Annotated in this window: 13 protein-coding genes; 9 read left to right on the top strand and 4 right to left on the bottom strand. The window is 66.5% G+C overall.

Annotated features, from left to right (window positions below; all coding sequences use genetic code 11):
- Positions 1-2: 2 nt before the first annotated feature.
- Entirely contained in the window at positions 3-2,288 is a 2,286-nt protein-coding gene (locus tag HOP59_RS09325) for a bifunctional salicylyl-CoA 5-hydroxylase/oxidoreductase (protein WP_234253681.1), read from the bottom strand.
- Positions 2,289-2,499: 211 nt separating this feature from the next.
- Between HOP59_RS09325 and rsd the strand changes: the two genes are divergently transcribed.
- Positions 2,500-2,988, top strand: a complete 489-nt coding sequence (gene rsd, locus HOP59_RS09330; protein ID WP_010627212.1) for a sigma D regulator — start codon at positions 2,500-2,502, stop codon at positions 2,986-2,988.
- 95 nt (positions 2,989-3,083) lie between these two features.
- Here rsd and HOP59_RS09335 read toward each other — a convergent pair whose 3' ends face one another.
- Both HOP59_RS09335 and HOP59_RS09340 read right to left on the bottom strand, forming a co-directional pair.
- Positions 3,084-6,188, bottom strand: a complete 3,105-nt coding sequence (locus HOP59_RS09335; protein WP_234253683.1) for an efflux RND transporter permease subunit — start codon at positions 6,186-6,188, stop codon at positions 3,084-3,086.
- 2 nt (positions 6,189-6,190) lie between these two features.
- Positions 6,191-7,372, bottom strand: a complete 1,182-nt coding sequence (locus tag HOP59_RS09340; protein ID WP_234253685.1) for an efflux RND transporter periplasmic adaptor subunit — start codon at positions 7,370-7,372, stop codon at positions 6,191-6,193.
- 414 nt (positions 7,373-7,786) lie between these two features.
- On the opposite strand from HOP59_RS09340, the gene HOP59_RS09345 reads away from it, so the two are divergent.
- On the top strand, positions 7,787-8,761 hold the full coding sequence (locus tag HOP59_RS09345) for a malate dehydrogenase (RefSeq protein ID WP_234253687.1): 975 nt from the start codon (positions 7,787-7,789) through the stop codon (positions 8,759-8,761).
- Positions 8,762-8,869: 108 nt separating this feature from the next.
- Here HOP59_RS09345 and HOP59_RS09350 read toward each other — a convergent pair whose 3' ends face one another.
- The gene (locus HOP59_RS09350) at positions 8,870-9,526 is read right to left on the bottom strand and encodes a histidinol-phosphatase (protein WP_010627219.1); all 657 of its coding nucleotides are present in this window, start codon (positions 9,524-9,526) and stop codon (positions 8,870-8,872) included.
- 197 nt (positions 9,527-9,723) lie between these two features.
- Here HOP59_RS09350 and HOP59_RS09355 point away from each other — a divergent pair, with 197 nt between their 5' ends.
- The 7 genes from HOP59_RS09355 to HOP59_RS09385 all read left to right on the top strand — a co-directional run bounded on the left by HOP59_RS09355 (position 9,724) and on the right by HOP59_RS09385 (position 17,279).
- Complete coding sequence (locus HOP59_RS09355; RefSeq protein ID WP_026037963.1) at positions 9,724-10,215, top strand: RNA pyrophosphohydrolase; 492 nt, start codon at positions 9,724-9,726, stop codon at positions 10,213-10,215.
- Positions 10,216-10,346: 131 nt separating this feature from the next.
- Complete coding sequence (ptsP, locus tag HOP59_RS09360; protein WP_026037964.1) at positions 10,347-12,608, top strand: phosphoenolpyruvate--protein phosphotransferase; 2,262 nt, start codon at positions 10,347-10,349, stop codon at positions 12,606-12,608.
- Between the two features lie 9 nt (positions 12,609-12,617).
- Positions 12,618-13,412: an NRDE family protein gene (locus tag HOP59_RS09365; RefSeq protein WP_234253689.1), complete on the top strand. Its 795-nt coding sequence runs from the start codon at positions 12,618-12,620 to the stop codon at positions 13,410-13,412.
- Positions 13,413-13,471: 59 nt separating this feature from the next.
- Complete coding sequence (locus HOP59_RS23595) at positions 13,472-14,839, top strand: response regulator (RefSeq protein WP_234253691.1); 1,368 nt, start codon at positions 13,472-13,474, stop codon at positions 14,837-14,839.
- Positions 14,840-14,971: 132 nt separating this feature from the next.
- Complete coding sequence (gene lgt / locus HOP59_RS09375) at positions 14,972-15,766, top strand: prolipoprotein diacylglyceryl transferase (protein ID WP_234253693.1); 795 nt, start codon at positions 14,972-14,974, stop codon at positions 15,764-15,766.
- Between the two features lie 224 nt (positions 15,767-15,990).
- Positions 15,991-16,764 (top strand): thymidylate synthase, encoded by a 774-nt coding sequence (locus HOP59_RS09380; RefSeq protein WP_234253928.1) that lies wholly within the window; start codon positions 15,991-15,993, stop codon positions 16,762-16,764.
- Positions 16,761-17,279, top strand: a complete 519-nt coding sequence (locus HOP59_RS09385) for a dihydrofolate reductase (RefSeq protein WP_234253695.1) — start codon at positions 16,761-16,763, stop codon at positions 17,277-17,279. Before HOP59_RS09380 ends, HOP59_RS09385 begins: the two co-directional genes overlap by 4 nt.
- Positions 17,280-17,367 lie beyond the last annotated feature (88 nt).

Consider the following 17,367-nt stretch of genomic DNA (forward strand, 5'->3'; position numbering starts at 1 on the left):
GCTCACACCCACCCTTCGCCGCGCTCGGCCAGGCGCTGCAGCTGATCGCGCCCGGCCCGATAGGGCGACGGCCACTCGCATTCGCCGTCCTGGATGCCGGCGGCGGCGTGCAGCGTCCAGTAGGGGTCGGCCAGGTGGGGGCGAGCCAGGCACACCAGGTCGGCGCGTCCGGCCATCAGGATCGAGTTGACGTGGTCGGCCTGGTAGATGTTGCCCACCGCCATGGTGGCCATAACGGTCTCGTTGCGGATGCGATCCGAGAAGGGCGTCTGGAACATGCGCCCGTACTGCGGCTTGGCCCGGGTCGAGGTCTGCCCGGCGGAGACGTCGACGATGTCGACCTCGGCGGCCTGGAGCAGGCGGGCGATCTCGACCGCCTCATCGGGGGTGACGCCTTCGTCGCCGACCCAGTCGTTGGCCGAGATGCGCACCGAGAGCGGCTTGTGGGCCGGCCAGGCGGCGCGCACTGCGCGGATCACCTCCAAGGGATAGCGCATGCGGTTCTCGAGCGAACCGCCGTACTCGTCGTCGCGGCGGTTGGTCAGCGGAGTGATGAAGGAGGAGAGCAGGTAACCGTGGGCGGCATGCACCTCGAGCATGTCGAAGCCGGCGCGCTCGGCCATGCGGGCGGCGGCGACGAACTCGTCGCGCACCCGCTCCATGTCGGCGCGGTCCATGGCTTTCGGCGTCTGGTTGCGCGCCGACCAGGGCACGGCGGAAGCCGCCATGATCGGCCAGTTGCCTTCGGCGAGCGGCGCGTCCATCTCCTGCCAGCCGAGCTGTGTCGAGCCCTTGGGTCCGGAGTGGCCGATCTGGGCGCACAGCTTGGCCGGTGTCTCGGCGTGGACGAAGTCGCACAACCGCTTCCATGCCGCCTCGTGCTCGGGGGCGTAGAAGCCGGGGCAGCCCGGGGTGATACGGCCCTCCGGCGAGACACAGGTCATCTCGGTGTAGACCAGCCCGGCGCCGCCCTTGGCGCGTTCGGCGTAGTGCACGAAATGCCAGTCGGTGGGGCAACCGTCCATTGCCTTGTACTGGGCCATGGGTGAAACCACTACCCGGTTGATCAGCTGCATGTCGCGCAGCCGGTAGGGGGCGAACATCGGCGCCCGTGCGCTGCCCGCGTTGCCGGCCTGAGCCTGGAACCAGCGTTCGGCGCTCTCGAGCCAGGCCGGATCGCGCAGGCGCAGGTTCTCGTGGCTGATACGCTGGGAACGGGTCAGCAGCGAGTAGTTGAACTGCACCGGGTCGAGGTCCAGGTAGCGCTCCACCTGTTCGAACCACTCGGTGGAGTTGCGTGCCGCCGACTGCAGGCGCAGCACCTCCAGGCGGCGCTCCTCCTCGTAGCGGGCGAAGGCGCTGGCCATGTCGGGCTCGCTGTGCAGGTACTCGGCCAGCGCGATGGCGCTCTCCAGCGCCAGCTTGGTGCCGGAGCCGATGGAGAAGTGCGCGGTGGCCGCGGCATCGCCCATCAGCACCACGTTGTCGAAGCTCCAGCGCGCGCACAGCACGCGGGGGAAGTTGATCCACGCCGAGCCACGAATGTGGTTGGCGTTGCTCATCAGCGCGTGGCCGTCGAGATGTCGGGCGAAGATGCGCTCGCACAGAGCGATGGACGCCTGCTGGCTCATCTCGCCGAAGCCGAAGGCCCGCCAGGTGGCTTCGCTGCACTCGACGATGAAGGTCGCGGTGTCGGCGTCGAACTGGTAGGCGTGGGCCCACACCCAGCCGTGCTCGGTCTTTTCGAAGATGAAGGTAAAGGCGTCGTTGAAGGTCTGACGGGTACCGAGCCAGACGAACTTGCAGGCGCGCACGTCGATGTCGGGCTGGAAATGCTCGGCATAGCGCTGACGGGTGCGTGAGTTGAGGCCGTCGGCGGCCAGCACCAGGTCGAACTCGCGGCGCAGCTCATCGATGGCGGATTCGGCGACGTCGCTCTCGAAGCGCAGCTCGATGTCGAGCTCCCGGGCGCGCGCCTGCAGCAGCAACAGCAGCTGGCGGCGGCCGATACCGCAGAAGCCGTGACCGGTGGAGACGGTCTTGACGCCGTCGTGGATCACGGCGATGTCGTCCCAATAGGCGAAGTGCTTACGGATGCGCGCCGCGCTGACGGCATCGTTGGCGGCCAGGTTGTCCAGCGTCTCGTCGGAGAGCACCACGCCCCAGCCGAAGGTGTCGTCGGGGCGGTTGCGCTCGATCACCACGATCTCGTGCGCCGGGTCGTGCAACTTCATGCTGATGGCGAAGTAGAGGCCGGCGGGGCCACCGCCCAGGCAGGCGATTCTCATGAGGCGGAACCGTTTGGTTGTTGTAGTTGATATCAGGCTAGACCCGCCGAAGAAATACTTCAAGCTTAAAATTTCAAGCTTGAAGTAAATCGTTGAAGAACGTTTTTCCCTCGGCCAAGGATTGACAGTCAGGCTGGCAAGGGTGAGTCTGGGGTTTCGGGTTCGGCAGGGTCCGGGCTGCAACCGGCTTCACAGGGGAAGGAGGCTCTCCATGCTGGAACAGTGCAAGACTGCCAGGGAACGCTGGGGTGGCGTGCATCAGCTGATCGACCGCTGGCTCGACGAGCGCCGTGAGCTGCTGGTCAGTTTCATCGAGCTCAAGGAGGCCTGCGATACTGAGCTCGAGGCCGTGTGCAAGCCCCAGATCGATCGCTTCAGCGAGCTACTGATGGATTACATCAGTGCCGGTCACTTCGAGATCTATCCGCAGCTGCGTGAGGAGGCCAACGCCTTCGAGGATCACGAAGCGCTGGAAATCGCCGCCAAGCTGCTGGAGCGCCTGGAGCTCTCCACCGAACTGGTGCTGGCCTTCGACGCCGACTTCTCGACCCCGGTGCGCTGCCAGCATTTCCTGCCGCGCTTGCCCGCATGGCTCGATCGTCTCGCCAAGGGGCTGACCGAACGCTTCGCCCTGGAAGACCAACTGATCGCCAGGTTGCACGCCGCGCATACGCCGCGCCCGGAAACCGAAACCGAATAGCGCTACCGAATGGTTCTGGTTCTACGAACCGTTCTCTAGCAGGCCTGCGGGCCGACCCATTTTGACGCCGCCCCGGTTTGTCCCCGGGGCGGCGTTTATGTCTGCGCGCTCGGCGTTGCGATGTCCGTGGGCTCGGTCGCTTCCCGCGTCGAGCGGCGCTGCCACAGCACCAGCATGCATGGCGTCAGCAGCAGTGTCAGCCCGGTGGCGAACACCAGGCCGCCGGCGATGGCGCTGGAGAGCTGGGTCCACCATTGGGTGGAGGGGGCGCCGAATCCCAGGCTCGGGGCGAACAGGTTGACGTTGATCTCCAGCACCATCGGCATCAGTCCCAGCACGGTGGTGATGGCGGTGAGCAGCACCGGGCGCAGGCGCAGGCCGCCGGCCTCCAGAGCGGCGTCGTAGGGCGCCAGCCCCGCGTGGCGCAGCTCGTTGTAGGTGTCGATCAACACGATGTTGTTGTTCACCACGATGCCCGCCAGGGCGATGATGCCCATGCCCACCATGACGATGCCGAACGGCTGGCCGTTGATCAGCAGGCCCATCAGCACGCCGGCGGTGGAGAAGACGATAGCCGAGAGCACCAGCAGCGCCTGGTAGAGGCTGTTGAACTGGGTGACGAGGATCAGCAGCATCAGCCCGATCGCCACGAGGAAGGCGGTGATCAGGAAGCGGCTGGCCTCCTCCTGGTCCTCCTGTTCACCGGCCACGTTGACGCGCACGCCCTCCGGCGGTGGGCCCAGCGAGGCCAGCAGCGCGCGCAGACGCTCATCGGGCTGGTAGCCTGCGGCCACGTCCGCCTCGAGGGTGATGGCACGCTGGCCGTCGATGCGGTGCAGGGTGCCGACCCGTGGCGCAGGCTCGAGGCTGGCGAAGTGGGAGATCGGTACCTGCCCGCGGGAGGTGTTGAGGGTCAGCCGGTCCAACTGATCGATGCTGCGCCAGTCATGGGGGAAGCGCACGCTGATGTCGACTTCGTCGGGGGCGTGGGCGGGCCGGTAGCTCGCCACCTGCAGGCCGTTGGTGACCAGTTGCACGGCGCTGCCCACCGCGGCCACGTCGGCGCCGAGCCTGGCGGCGGCCGCACGGTCGACGTTGAGCCGCCACTCGATGCCGGGCAGGCTGCGGTTGTCCTCGATGTCGCGGAAACCGCCCAGGCGCTCCATTTCGCGCCGGATGGTTTCCACCGTGGCCGCGCTATCGGCCTCCTGCTGGGCGCTCACCTCCAGCACGATCGGCTTGCCGGCGCCGGGGCCCATGTCCTGCTCGCGGAATTCCAGCACCACCCCGGGCAGATCGGCGGTGCGCTCGGCCATCTCGTTCATGATCACCTGGGCCGGGCGGCGCTCCTGCCAGTCGATCAACTGGAACTGCACCGTGCCGATCACGTCGCTGCCGAGCTGCTCGTTGGGAATGGCGTAGGAGCGGGCATAGAGCGCTTGCACCTCGCTCATGCCGGCCAGCCGCGCTTCCACCCGACGCACGATGGCGTCTTTCTCCAACGCGGAAAAATCCCCGCGGGCGCGTACCATCACCTGGGCATTTTCCGGCTCGACGGCGGGAAAGAACTCGACGCCGTGATTGAAGCGACCGTAACCGACGAAGATCAGCGCCATCAGCAGCAGGGCGATCGTCAGCGTCATGCCCGGCCAGGCCAGCAGCCGGGCCAGGGTGGTGCGATACAGACGTCCGCCGGCGGTGATCATCTCTTCGCCGTGCACGGCCCGGCTGGCGCGTACGCTGAACACACCGCCCAGGGTGGGCAGGAAGATCAGCGCCATGGCCAAGGAGGCGATCAGGCACAGGATCACCGTGGCCGGCAGGTACTTCATGAACTCACCCACCACGCCGGGCCAGAACAGCAGCGGGAAGAACACCGCCAAAGTGGTGGCGGTGGCGGCGATCACCGGCCAGCTCATGCGTGAGGCGGCGTTGATCCAGGCCTGCCGCGGCGGCTGACCTTCGCGCAGGTGGCGGTCGGCCAGTTCGCTGACCACGATGGCGCCGTCCACCAGCATGCCGGCGACCAAGATGAGGGCGAACAGCACCACGATGTTGAGGGTGTAACCGATGGCCCAGATCAGCAGGATGCCAGTGAGGAAAGCGCCGGGAATGGTCAGCCCCACCATCAGCGCCGAGCGCACGCCCATGGCGGCCAGGATCACGATCAGTACCAGCACCACGGCGGTGAGCACGTTGTTGAGCAGCTCCGAGAGCATCTGATCGACGGTCACCGATTGGTCCATGATGGTGGTGATCGAGAGCTCCTCGGGCAGCAGCGGCGCGGCCTGGTCGAGGATCTCGCGCACCCCCTCGATGGTGGCGATCAGGTTGGCGCCGGCACGCTTGGAGATCTCCAGTACCAGGGCCGGCTCGTCGTCGATGCGGGCGAAGCCCGCTGGTTCCTTGAAGGTGGGGTGGATCCAGCCCACGTCGGAGAAGGTGACCACCCGGTCGCCGTCGACCTTCACCGGCATGTTGAGCACGTCGTCCAATGATTCGATGATGCCGGGCACCTTGACCGGGCTGCGGCCGGCGCCGGTATCCAGGCTGCCGGCGGCCACCAGGCGGTTGTTGCGGGTGATCAGGTTGAACAGGGTGTCGAAGTCGACGCCGTAGCTGTCGAGCACCAGCGGGTCGATGACGATCTCCATCAGCTCCTCGCGCTCGCCGCCGATCTCCACTTCGAGCACTTCGGGCACGCCCTCGAAGGCATCCTGCAGTTGGCGGGCGATGGCCAGCCGCCGGACCTCCTCGATGGGACCCGAGAGCCCCAGGGTCAGCACCGGGAAGAGGCCGACGTTGACCTCGAAGACCCGCGGCTCCTCGGCCTCGTCGGGCAGCGAGGCGTTGGCGATGTCGACCCGCTCGCGCACGTCGGCCAGCGCCTGGCGCGGGTCGAAGCCGGCGTCGAACTCCAGAGTCACCGCAGCGTGGCCTTCGCTGGCCTGGGAGGTCATCTTGCGCACACCCTCGATGGTGCGCAGCTCCTGCTCCATTGGCCGCACCAGCAGCCGTTCGCCATCCTCGGGGCTCACCCCCTCCAGCGCCAGCGAGACGTAGATGATGGGGATCGGTACGTCCGGGTTGGCCTCCTTGGGCACTGCCTGCCATGCGGCGAGGCCCGCCAGCAGCAGGGCCAGCAGCAGCAGTAGAGTGGTGCGCGACCGGTCCAGTGCGGCCTCGATCAGGGTACGCATGATCAGGGAGTCTCCTGTTCTGCGCGTTCGCTGATCGTGCCGTCTTCGTCGGTAATGGCTTCGTCGGTAATGGCGTTGGCGGCATCTTCGTCGAGGGTGCCGTTGTCGCTCTCATTTGGCGCCGGCACGGCGATGACCTCCTCGCCGGGGGCGACGAAGCCGCTGCCCAGGGTGATCAGGCGAATCGTCTCGGGCAGCCCGGCCACACGGGCCTGAGTGGCGTCGGCGGCGACCAGGCTGATGGGTGTGCTCACCACCCGGTCCTCCTCGTCCAGGTGTTTGACCCGCAGCCGGCCCTCATCGTCCAGCTCGAGCAGGGCGGGGGAGAAGTGGTGTACCTCACGCTCGGGCAGGGTGATCGCCAGGGTGGCGCTGGCGCCGGCCAGACGGCGCCGCTCCGCGTTGTCGAATTCGGCTTCGATATAGAAGGAGCGAGTGGACTCATCGGCACGACTGGCGACGTGGGTCAGCTCGCCGTCGAGGCGGCTGCCGTCCAGCAGGCGCGCCTCGACGGGCAGCCCGGGGGCAAGGTCGGGCGCATCGCGTTGGGCCACCCAGGCGCTGGCCTTGAGACGGCGGTCGTCGACCAGGCTGGCATAGGGGTCGCCGACCTGCAGCACCTCGCCCAGTGCCACGTGAAGACGGTCCACGACGCCGTCGAAGGGGGCCGCGGGGCGCGTCTCCTCCAGCGCCTGGCGCAGCTCGGCCAGCTCCGCCGCTGCCACGCTGACGCTGCTCTGAAGGCCCAGCAGTTCGGGCTGAGAGATCAGGTTGCGCTGACGTAAACTGTCGGCCCCGGTCAGCTCGGCCCTGGCCAGTTCGAGCCGATCCTCGGCGCGCTGCAGCTGCGCTTCCAGGGCGTCGCGCGACAGCGCCAGCAGGGGCGAGCCGGTTTCCACCGTGCTGCCCTGGGTGACCGGCAATTCGACGACCCGGCCGGCATGGCGGGTACGCAGCTCGACCTCGCGAAAGGCCATCAGCTGGCCCTGGACCACCCGCTGTGGCTGGTAGGCGACGGCGCTGCTGTGACGGTACTCGACCCGGGGCAGGGTCTCGGCGGGTGGCGCTTCCGCGGTGGGCGCCTGCTGCTGGAAGCGCTGCACGTCGCCGAGTGCCAGCCACAGCAGCAGAGCCAGCAGCACCAGAGCGGCCAGCAGCGCGGAAATAGGGGGACGTCTGAGCATGCGGCCTTCCCTGGTTCGATAGCAGGAGTACGGTAGACGAGCCTGCGCAGCGAGTGCTGCGTCGCGCGGAGCCGAGCTGGCTGAATCGTGACGCCTACTCGGCTAATCAAGCATTGCATGATAGCGCAAAAGCCGAAAAGGGTGGCAGTTGTACCATGGGGAAGCCCTGCACGCTCGGCGAGCGAGATGAAGCGCAACGCAGAGATTCGCTCGCGCAGTCACTGTGCGGGATTTTCCCTAGCCGGAGGTCGGATTGAGTTTTGTGCACCGCAAGCATAACATCTTGCGGTCCGAATCCCGGCCAGGGCGGGCAAGCGCTCGCAAGGCTCATCCTCAGGAAAATGCTGAACGATTCGCTCGCGCAGCCATTCGTAGCGGCGTTTTCCTCACGGCGGCTCAACCGAAGGAGCAACGATGAAAGATCCCGTACGTATTGCCATTACCGGCGGTGCCGGCCAGATCAGCTACTCCCTTATCTTCCGTATTGCCGCAGGCGACATGCTGGGCCCGGATCAGCCCGTCATTCTCCAGCTGCTCGAGATTCCCCAGGCCATGGACGCGCTCAACGGCGTGGTCATGGAAGTGAACGACTGCGCCTTCCCGCTGGTGCAGGACATCGTCGCCACCGACGACCCGAACGTCGCCTTCAAGAATGCCGATTTCGCTCTGCTGGTCGGCGCCCGTCCGCGCGGCCCGGGCATGGAGCGCAAGGACCTGCTGGAAGCCAACGCGGCGATCTTCTCCGTGCAGGGCAAGGCGCTCAACGACAATGCCAGCCGCAACGTGCGCGTGCTGGTGGTGGGCAACCCGGCCAACACCAACGCCCTGATCGCTTCCTGCAACGCGCCCGACCTGAGCCCGCGTCAGTTCACCGCGATGACCCGTCTGGATCACAACCGCGCCTTGACCCAGCTGGCGCAGAAGACCGGCAAGCGCGTTACCGATGTCGACAGCATGATCATCTGGGGCAACCACAGCGCTACCCAGTACCCGGATCTGGCCCACACCAAGGTGGCCGGCAAGCCGGCTTTCGATCTGGTCGAGCGCGACTGGTACGAGAACGACTTCATCCCCACCGTGCAGCAGCGCGGCGCGGCGATCATCAAGGCGCGCGGTGCTTCTTCTGCCGCTTCCGCTGCCTCCTCCGCCATCGACCACATGCGCGACTGGGCGCTGGGCACCGATCAGGTGGTGAGCATGGCGATTCCCTCCGACGGCAGCTACGGCATCGCCGAGGGCATCATCTACTCCTACCCGGTGCGCTGCCAGAACGGCGACTACGAGATCGTCCAGGGTCTGGAGATCGACGAGTTCAGCCGTGGCAAGATGAAGGCCACCGAAGACGAGCTGCGGGAAGAGCGCGCCGCGGTCGAGCACCTTCTGGGCTGACAAATGCCTGCGCGAGCGAATCGCCGCGCAGTGTAGTCGGCAGGCAGTAAAGAAAAACCCCGAAAGCCCAGGCTTTCGGGGTTTTGCGTATGGCAGGGCGGGCCTGGGTCAGTCGCGCAGGCTCATGATGCGCCAGCCGCGCCGTTCGGCCACCTCGCGCAGGGTGGCGTCGGGGTCCACCGCCACCGGGTGCTCCACCAGCTCCAGCAGCGGCAGGTCGTTGTGGGAGTCGCTGTAGAACCAGGCGTCGTCCAGGGTGTAGTCCTTGTCCGCCAGCCACGCCTCCAGGCGCTTGACCTTGCCTTCGCGATAGCTCGGCGTGCCGCTGACCTGGCCGGTGTAGCGGCCGTCGCGCACCTCCGGCTCCACCGCGATGAGATGATCCACGCCCAGCCGCTCGGCGATGGGGCCGGTGATGAAGCGGTTGGTGGCGGTGACGATCAGCAGGGTGTCGCCACGACTGCGGTGACGCGCCAGCAGCTCTTCGCCTTTGGCCAGGATGTTGGGCTCGATCTTGCTGGCCATGAACTGCTGATGCCAGGCAGCCAGCTGCTCGGGGCTGTTGTCGGCGAGCGGCTTGAGCGCCACGGCGAGAAAGGCATGGATGTCCAGCGTGCCCGCCTCATAGTCGGCCATGAAGCGGTCGTTGGCTTCACGGTAGGCCTTGGCATCCACTGCTCCCTGTTCGAGCAGAAACTCGCCCCAGGCGTGGTCGCTGTCGATGGCGAGCAGGGTATTGTCCAGGTCGAAGATGGCCAGACTCACGGCTTACCCCTTGCGATTTGGTGAGTAATGACTTGCTAGGTTTCGTGAAAGCTGGCGATTATGTCAGACAACGTCCTCGCTGCTAAGCCTGCCACAGCTTTTTCTCCTGCCGCCGGTTCGGCCCCAACGTTGTATTGATGCGCTTCGCGCCCTTGTGGAAGAATGCAAGCAACGATGAATTTCACAAGGTGACGTCCGTGATCGACGCTGACGGCTTTCGCCCCAACGTTGGCATCATCATCGCCAACGCAAGGGGGCAGCTGCTTTGGGCGCGTCGGGTAGGACAGAATGCGTGGCAGTTTCCCCAGGGAGGCATCAAGTCAACCGAAACACCGCAACAGGCGCTTTATCGAGAGCTGGAGGAGGAAATCGGCCTGACCGCCGATGACGTCGAACTGCTCGCCTGTACCCGGGGATGGCTGCGCTACCGTTTGCCGCGACGCATGGTGCGCATGAACTCGAGGCCGGTGTGTATCGGCCAGAAGCAGAAGTGGTTCCTGCTGCGGATTCGCTGTCAGGAGAGCCGTATCTGCATGGACGGCTCGGAGAAGCCCGAGTTCGATAACTGGCGCTGGGTCAGCTACTGGTATCCGCTGGGTCAGGTGGTGCCGTTCAAGCGCGAGGTGTATCGCCGCGCGCTGAGCGAGCTGTCGCCGCGGGCGCAGCGGCTGGCGCTGGAAGGGCGCTGAGCGGATAAGACCGCTGTTCGGTACGAGAGGGGCAACGCAGGGCCCCGTTAGTAAGTGCTGCCACCACTGGCGGTGCTTGGCCTTGACTCCTGAGCAGGCGAGGGACGACAACGATGGAAAGCAAGACGCCGATGCTCGAGGTGCTGCGCCGGGTCATTCAGGAGGTCAACGGGGCACGCAATCTCGATGCGGCGCTGGCGACCATGGTTCGCCGTATCCGCAAGGCCATGCGCACCGACGTGTGCTCCTTCTATCTCTTCGATGCCGAGGTCGAAGCGCTGGTGCTGATGGAAACCATCGGCCTGCACAGCCAGGCGGTGGGGCAGGTGACCCTGCGGGTGGGCGAGGGGCTGGTCGGCCTGGTGGCCGAGCGCGAGGAGCCGCTCAACCTGGAGGATGCACCGTCGCACCCGCGCTTCCGCTACTTCGAGGCCACCGGCGAAGAGCGCTACTCCAGTTTTCTCGGCGTGCCGATCATTCACCAGCGGCGCATGCTCGGCGTTCTCGTCGTACAGCAGAGTGAGAAGCGGCGTTACGATGAGGAGGATGAAGCCTTCCTCATCACCATGGGCGCGCAGTTGGCCGGTGTGCTGGCTCACGCTCTGGCTACGGGCAGTCTCAGCAAGCCCGCACTGCCTGGCGGGCAGGCCATGTTCACCGGCGTTGCCGCCTCGCCCGGCATGGCCATCGGCGAGGTGGTGGTGGTGGCGCCGCTGGCCGACCTGGACAGCGTTCCCGACCTGATTCCCACCGACGTCGAGCACGAGATCGCGCGCCTCAAGGAGGCCATCGAGTGCGTGCGCGAGGAGATTCGCGCCGCGGGCGAGCGTCTGGCCAACCGTATCTCGGCCCAGGAGCTGGCCCTGTTCGAGGTCTACCAGCAGATGCTCAGCGAAGCCGCGCTCTCTCAGGAAGTGGAGAAGCGCATTCGCGAAGGGCAGTGGGCGCCGGGGGCGTTGGCCGACGTGGTGCGGCGTCACGTGCAGTACCTGGAGCGGGTCGACGACGACTACCTGCGCGAGCGGGCCGCCGACGTGCGCGACCTGGGCCGCCGGGTGCTGGCGCATCTGCAGGAGGAGACTCCCCAGACCCCCGCCAACTTCCCCGAGAGCACCATCCTGGTGGGCGACGAGATCAGCGTCGCCACGCTGGGCGAAGTGCCGCGGGAGCGGCTTGCCGGGCTGGTCTCGATGCGTGGCTCGAGCACCTCTCACGTGGCGATCGTGGCGCGGGCCATGGGCATTCCCACCGTGTCGGGCATGGTCGACCTGCCGTTGCCGCGACTCTCCGGTGCCGAGGTGGTCCTCGACGGGCACCGTGGGCGGCTCTTCGTGCGGCCAACCGATGAACTGAAGGCCCGCTACGGCAGCCTGATCGCAGAAGAAGCGGCGCTGACGGAAGTGCTGGAGCACGAGCAGGACCTGCCCAGCGAGACGCCCGACGGCCACGTGATGCCGCTGATGGTCAACACCGGCCTGGCCTTCGATACCGCGGTGTCGTTGAAGAAGCGCATCAGCGGCGTAGGTCTGTACCGCACCGAAGTGCCGTTCATGATCGCCGAGCGCTTTCCTGGCGAGCAGGAGCAGGCGCGTCTCTACCGCGATCAATTGGAAAGCTTTGCACCGCTGCCGGTGGTCATGCGCACGCTCGACATCGGTGGCGACAAGGACCTGCCTTACTTCCCTATCGAGGAAGCCAATCCCTTTCTCGGCTGGCGCGGCATCCGGGTCACGCTCGATCATCCTGAAGTGCTGATGGTACAGCTGCGCGCCATGCTGCGTGCCGCCCAGGGGCTCGACAATCTGCAGATCCTGCTGCCCATGGTGACCAACGTCGACGAAGTCGACGATGCGCTGCGCCTGCTGGACCGTGCCATTCGCGAGCTGGGCGAAGAGGGCGTGGTCTCGCCGCGGCCCCGGGTAGGCGTGATGCTGGAGGTCCCTGCCACGCTCTATCAGTTGGATGCCCTGGCCGAGCGGGTCGACTTCTTCTCCGTCGGCAGCAACGACCTGACCCAGTACCTGCTGGCGGTGGATCGCAACAACCCCCGGGTGGCGAGCCTCTACGACTCCTGCCATCCCGCCGTGCTGTGCGCCATGGCGCGGCTGGCCGAGGAGTCACGGCGGTTGAAGAAGCCGATCTCGGTGTGCGGCGAACTGGCCGGCGACCCGGCCGGCGCGCTGCTGCTGATGGGCATGGGCTTCGATTCCCTCTCCATGAACGCCCCCAGCCTGCCCCGGGTCAGAGCGGCCATTCGTCGGGTATCGATCGACGCCGCCAAGGCGCTGGTTCGGGAAACCCTGGCGCTCAATTCTCCGGTGGCGGTTCGCAGCCATCTGTTCGGGCGTCTCAGCGAATGGCAGCTGGCGCACCTGCTGCCGCCACGGGACTGAGCGCGACTCATGTGTCTCATCGCTTTCGATTTTCGACCGCAGGCGCCGATAGCGCTGCGCCTGGTGGCCAACCGCGACGAGTTCTACCAACGGCCGACGGCTGCACTGGCGGCGTGGCAGGATGCTCCCGACATCGTCGGCGGCCGCGATCTCGAGGCCGGCGGCAGCTGGCTGGCGGTGCATCGTCGCGGGCGATTCGCGGCGGTGACCAACGTGCGCGATCCTGCCCTCGCCGTGGCGCCCGGTGCGCCGAGCCGGGGACAGCTCGTGCGCGACGCACTGGAGTGCCCCGACCTCGCTGCCTGGCTGCTCAGGCTCGCCGGGGGCGAGGGTTGGCGCTATGCCGGCTTCAACCTGCTGGCGGGCGATGGTGAGCGCCTCTGGCATCTGCACCGCGGTCGGGACGAGCTGCTGCTCACCCAGGTCGCGCCCGGCATCCACGGCCTTTCCAATGCCACTCTCGATACGCCCTGGCCCAAGCTGATCGCCGCCCGACAAGGGCTGGCGACCGCGCAGCGTCGCCGCTGGCCGGAGGACGCGCTGGAAGCGTTTGGCCAGACACTGCCGGCCGACGATGGCCATCTGCCCGATACCGGCGTGGGGCTGGAGCTGGAGCGCCGGCTGTCGCCGCCTTTCATCGTCGGCGAGCAGTACGGCACCCGTGCCACTACCTGGCTGGAGTGGGACGCCGGCGAGGGCGCCGTGGTGCTGGAAGAGCGTCGCTTCGGCCCTGCTGGACAGCCCCAGGGGGTGACGCGGGAGCAAATTACCTTGCATCTCAACTCGTTCCTGGCGTCGCCATGACAGCCAGGACGTAGCGGCGTAAACTCACCCATCGGCATTCGGCACAGGGACGCAAGCCCGTGGTAGTACACAAGGACCGCTTATGGTCTTACCTGATATGGCCCCTGCTGTGGCCGCTGCTGCTGGCCCAGGCAGCCCTGGTGCTGCTGTGTCTGCTGGCAGGCGCCGTATTGTGGCTGGCCACTCCCGATCCTGCCACCTGGACGGGTCCCGCCTGGCTGCTGCTGGCCCTGCTGGTCGGCACGACCCTCACCACCTCGGCCTTTCTCCTGCAATTGCGCCACCGCATTCGCGAATGTGAAGCTCAGGCCGAGAGCCGCCTCGAGCGCATCGAGCGTCTGCTGTTGGAAGCCGAACAGATGCTGCCGGGCTGGCTGGCACAGCCGGGACGGCTCGAGACCCATGACGACTCGATGATGGGGCGCATGGAGCGCCTGCATGATGGCATGATCGAGCTGCAGTCGCGGCTCGAGCTGGTACCGAGCCCCGATGCGCTGCTGGCGAGCAGTCAGCGGCCGGCGCTGCTGCTCTACCAGGGGCGGATCGTCGGCGCCAACCTGGCCATGGAGCAGGTGCTGGGAGAAAGTCTGGCCAAGCTCAGGGGGCAGGATCCCGCGACTCGGCTGATCGAGCGAGGCGATGCGGGTGACAGGCTGGTCGAGGTGCAGGTGCTCGATGGCGAGGGGCGCTGGCGCTCCTTCCGGGCGGAGTGGCTGGAGGCCTCGCCCTATCAATTGCTGCTCTTCGAACGCGCCGGCATGCACGAATTCGGCAATCTGCTGGCGGCCCGCGAGCGGGCGAGGGAAGACTCGCGGCTGAAGTCCCACTACCTGACGCTGCTGCAGCGCGAGCTGGAGCCGCTGCTGAGTGAGTTGGCCGGGAGCATGGAGCGTGAGGCAGGCGCTGGAGATTCGTCGCGTTACGCCCACCTGCGCGAGCGTATCGCCGACATCCTGCTGCTGATCAACAGTCTGGCCGGAGAGCGGGGCGAGCTGATGCCTTCGGCCAGCGCCGTCCAGGACGAGCCGCTGCGGGTACTGGTGGTCGATGACGGGCCGGTCAACCGCATGCTGGCCAGCCAGCTGCTCGAGGCCCAGGGGCTCAGGGTCGACAGCGTTGCCAGCGGCCCGGAAGCGCTGGAACGCCAGCAGCGTCTGTTCTACGACCTGGTGCTGATGGACATCTTCATGCCAGACATGGATGGCATCGAGGCAGCCCGACGCTGGCGCGAACAGGAGGCACTCGCTCCCGAGGCCGGTCGCAGCATTCTGGTGGCGCTCACCGCCAATGCCACCGACAGCGACCGCCAGCGCTTCGTCGAAGCGGGCATGGACGACTACCTGGCCAAACCCTATGGCCCGCGTGAGCTCATCGACCTGCTTCGGCAGTGGCGGCCGGACGCCTTCCAAGATACCGCAGCGACATGACCGTGTTGCGTTCATCTTTCATCTTTCATCTTTCATCTGTCATCGACGGCGGCCCCGTCATCATGCCGGCCCCGGTCTGTGCTTTCGGCCCGCTGGCCGTCGTAAGGCTCCGTTTCCCGTTCCGAGGTGTACATGAACTATCCCGATATCGATCCTGTCGCCATCTCGCTCGGCCCCTTTCAGGTGCACTGGTATGGCCTGATGTACGTGATCGGCTTCGTCGGTGCCTGGTGGTTGGGGCGCCAGCGGGCCCATCGTTTCGGCCTTACCCATGAGGATGTCGGCGATCTGCTGTTCTATCTCGCCATCGGCGTGGTGGCCGGCGGCCGCCTCGGCTATGCGCTGTTCTACGGCATGGGCCAGTGGGCCGCCGACCCGCTATGGGTGTTCCGTGTCTGGGACGGCGGCATGAGCTTCCACGGTGGCTTGATCGGCGTGCTGCTGGCCGCGCTCTGGTTCGCCCGCAAGAAGCGCATGGCCTTCTTCAGCCTCACCGATTTCTTCGCACCCATGGTGCCGATCGGCCTGGGCGCCGGGCGCATCGGCAACTTCATCAACCGCGAACTGCCCGGTCGGGTCACCGAGATGCCCTGGGGCATGCCGTTCCCCGGTATGGGGCCGGAGCCGCGGCACCCCACCGCGCTCTATGAGGCCTTTCTCGAAGGCTTGGTGATGTTCGTCATCCTGTGGTGGGTGTCGGCCCAGCCGCGTCGGCGCGGTCTGGTTTCCGGTCTGTTCCTGCTGCTCTACGGGGTGTTCCGCTTCGGCGTGGAGTTCTACCGCCTGCCGGATGCCCACATCGGCTACCTGGCCTTCGGCTGGTTCACCATGGGCATGCTGCTGACCCTGCCGATGATTCTCTTCGGTATCCTGCTCATCGCCTGGTCGCGGCGTCAGCCGCTGGTGGGCGACAAGACGATGCAGTGAAGCTCGACGACAGCGGGGCAGTGATACTCGCCAAGAGTAGGAGTGCGTGAGCGGAGGCGGTAGACTCTCTGGTCAATCGATCGACTGCCAATCGACCATCTTATATATAGAGCCTTGCCAAGATGCCTGACGACAACGCCCAGCTCGGGCGGCCCGCTACCGAACGGGTCGCTCTCCAATCGCAACCCGAACAGTCCGCTCTCGAGCAACCGTATCTGGATCTGATGCGGCAGGTGCTGGAGCAGGGCGTGGAGCGCGGCGATCGCACCGGGGTCGGCACGCGCTCGCTGTTTGGCCACCAGATGCGCTTCGATCTCTCCCGCGGCTTTCCGCTGGTGACTACCAAGAAGCTGCACCTGCGCTCGATCGTCCACGAGCTGCTATGGTTCCTGCGTGGCGATACCAACATCGCCTATCTCAAGGAGAACGGGGTCAGCATCTGGGACGAGTGGGCCGACGACAACGGCGATCTCGGCCCCGTCTACGGCTATCAGTGGCGCAGCTGGCCCGCCCCCCGCGGCGGCCACGTGGATCAGATCGCCAAGCTGCTCGAGCAGCTGCGCACCAACCCCGGCTCGCGGCGGCTGATCGTCTCGGCCTGGAACCCGGCGCTGGTCGATGAGATGGCGCTGCCCCCGTGCCACTGCCTGTTCCAGTTCTACGTGGCGGAAGGGCGGCTCTCCTGCCAGCTCTATCAGCGCAGCGCCGATATCTTCCTCGGGGTGCCGTTCAACATCGCCAGCTACGCGCTACTGACCATGATGATCGCCCAGGTCGCCGGCCTCGAGCCTGGCGACTTCATCCACACCCTGGGCGACGCGCACCTGTACCTCAACCACCTGGAGCAGGCCGAGCTGCAGCTCTCGCGCACCCCGCGTTCGGCGCCCCGGCTGGTGCTCGATCCCGGCGTCGACGACCTGTTCGCGTTCCGCTTCGAGCATATCGCCATCGAAGGCTACGACCCCCATCCCCATATCAAGGCCGAGGTGGCAGTATGACCGACGAGACTCTGGTGCCGGTGGCGATGATCGCCGCGGTGTCGCGCAACGGCGTGATCGGCGTCGACAACAAGCTGCCCTGGCATCTGCCCGAGGACCTCAAGTTCTTCAAGCGCATGACCCAGGCCAAGCCGCTGATCATGGGGCGCAAGACCTTCGCTTCCATCGGCCGCCCGCTGCCGGGCCGCCTCAACATCGTGGTGACCCGGGATGAGAGCTTTCACCACGACGGCGTGCGGGTCTGCCACGATCTCGAATCGGCGCTTTTCCTGGCCGACCAGCAGGCCACCATCGATGCCAGCGAGGAGATCATGGTGATGGGCGGCGGCGAGATCTATGTCCAGGCGCTGCCCCACGCCAGCCGTATCTACCTCACCGAGGTGGATGTCGAGGTGGAGGGCGATGCCCGCTTTCCCGAGCTGGACGAGAGTGAATGGCAGGAGGTGCAGCGGGTACCGGGCTCGCCCAACCCGGGCCAGCCGAGCTACAGTTTCGTGCAGTACCAACGCCGCTGAACTGCACGTTGTCAGCGCCTCGCTTGTGGCACACACTAGGCTGAGGCATGGAGCTGCCCCGTTCTCGCCACCCCGTTCGATCGTCGTG

Source organism: Billgrantia aerodenitrificans, assembly GCF_021404405.1.
Lineage (GTDB): Bacteria > Pseudomonadota > Gammaproteobacteria > Pseudomonadales > Halomonadaceae > Halomonas > Halomonas aerodenitrificans.

Bases quoted from the DNA above. Each gene is read 5' to 3' on its own strand.
- HOP59_RS09345 (WP_234253687.1), top strand. From the start codon at position 7,787: ATGAAAGATCCCGTACGTATTGCCATTACCGGCGGTGCCGGCCAGATC.
- HOP59_RS09335 (WP_234253683.1), bottom strand. From the start codon at position 6,188: ATGCGTACCCTGATCGAGGCCGCACTGGACCGGTCGCGCACCACTCTA.
- HOP59_RS09380 (WP_234253928.1), top strand. From the start codon at position 15,991: ATGCGGCAGGTGCTGGAGCAGGGCGTGGAGCGCGGCGATCGCACCGGG.
- HOP59_RS09340 (WP_234253685.1), bottom strand. From the start codon at position 7,372: ATGCTCAGACGTCCCCCTATTTCCGCGCTGCTGGCCGCTCTGGTGCTG.
- HOP59_RS09365 (WP_234253689.1), top strand. From the start codon at position 12,618: ATGTGTCTCATCGCTTTCGATTTTCGACCGCAGGCGCCGATAGCGCTG.
- HOP59_RS09325 (WP_234253681.1), bottom strand. From the start codon at position 2,288: ATGAGAATCGCCTGCCTGGGCGGTGGCCCCGCCGGCCTCTACTTCGCC.
- rsd (WP_010627212.1), top strand. From the start codon at position 2,500: ATGCTGGAACAGTGCAAGACTGCCAGGGAACGCTGGGGTGGCGTGCAT.
- HOP59_RS09385 (WP_234253695.1), top strand. From the start codon at position 16,761: ATGACCGACGAGACTCTGGTGCCGGTGGCGATGATCGCCGCGGTGTCG.
- ptsP (WP_026037964.1), top strand. From the start codon at position 10,347: ATGCTCGAGGTGCTGCGCCGGGTCATTCAGGAGGTCAACGGGGCACGC.
- lgt (WP_234253693.1), top strand. From the start codon at position 14,972: ATGAACTATCCCGATATCGATCCTGTCGCCATCTCGCTCGGCCCCTTT.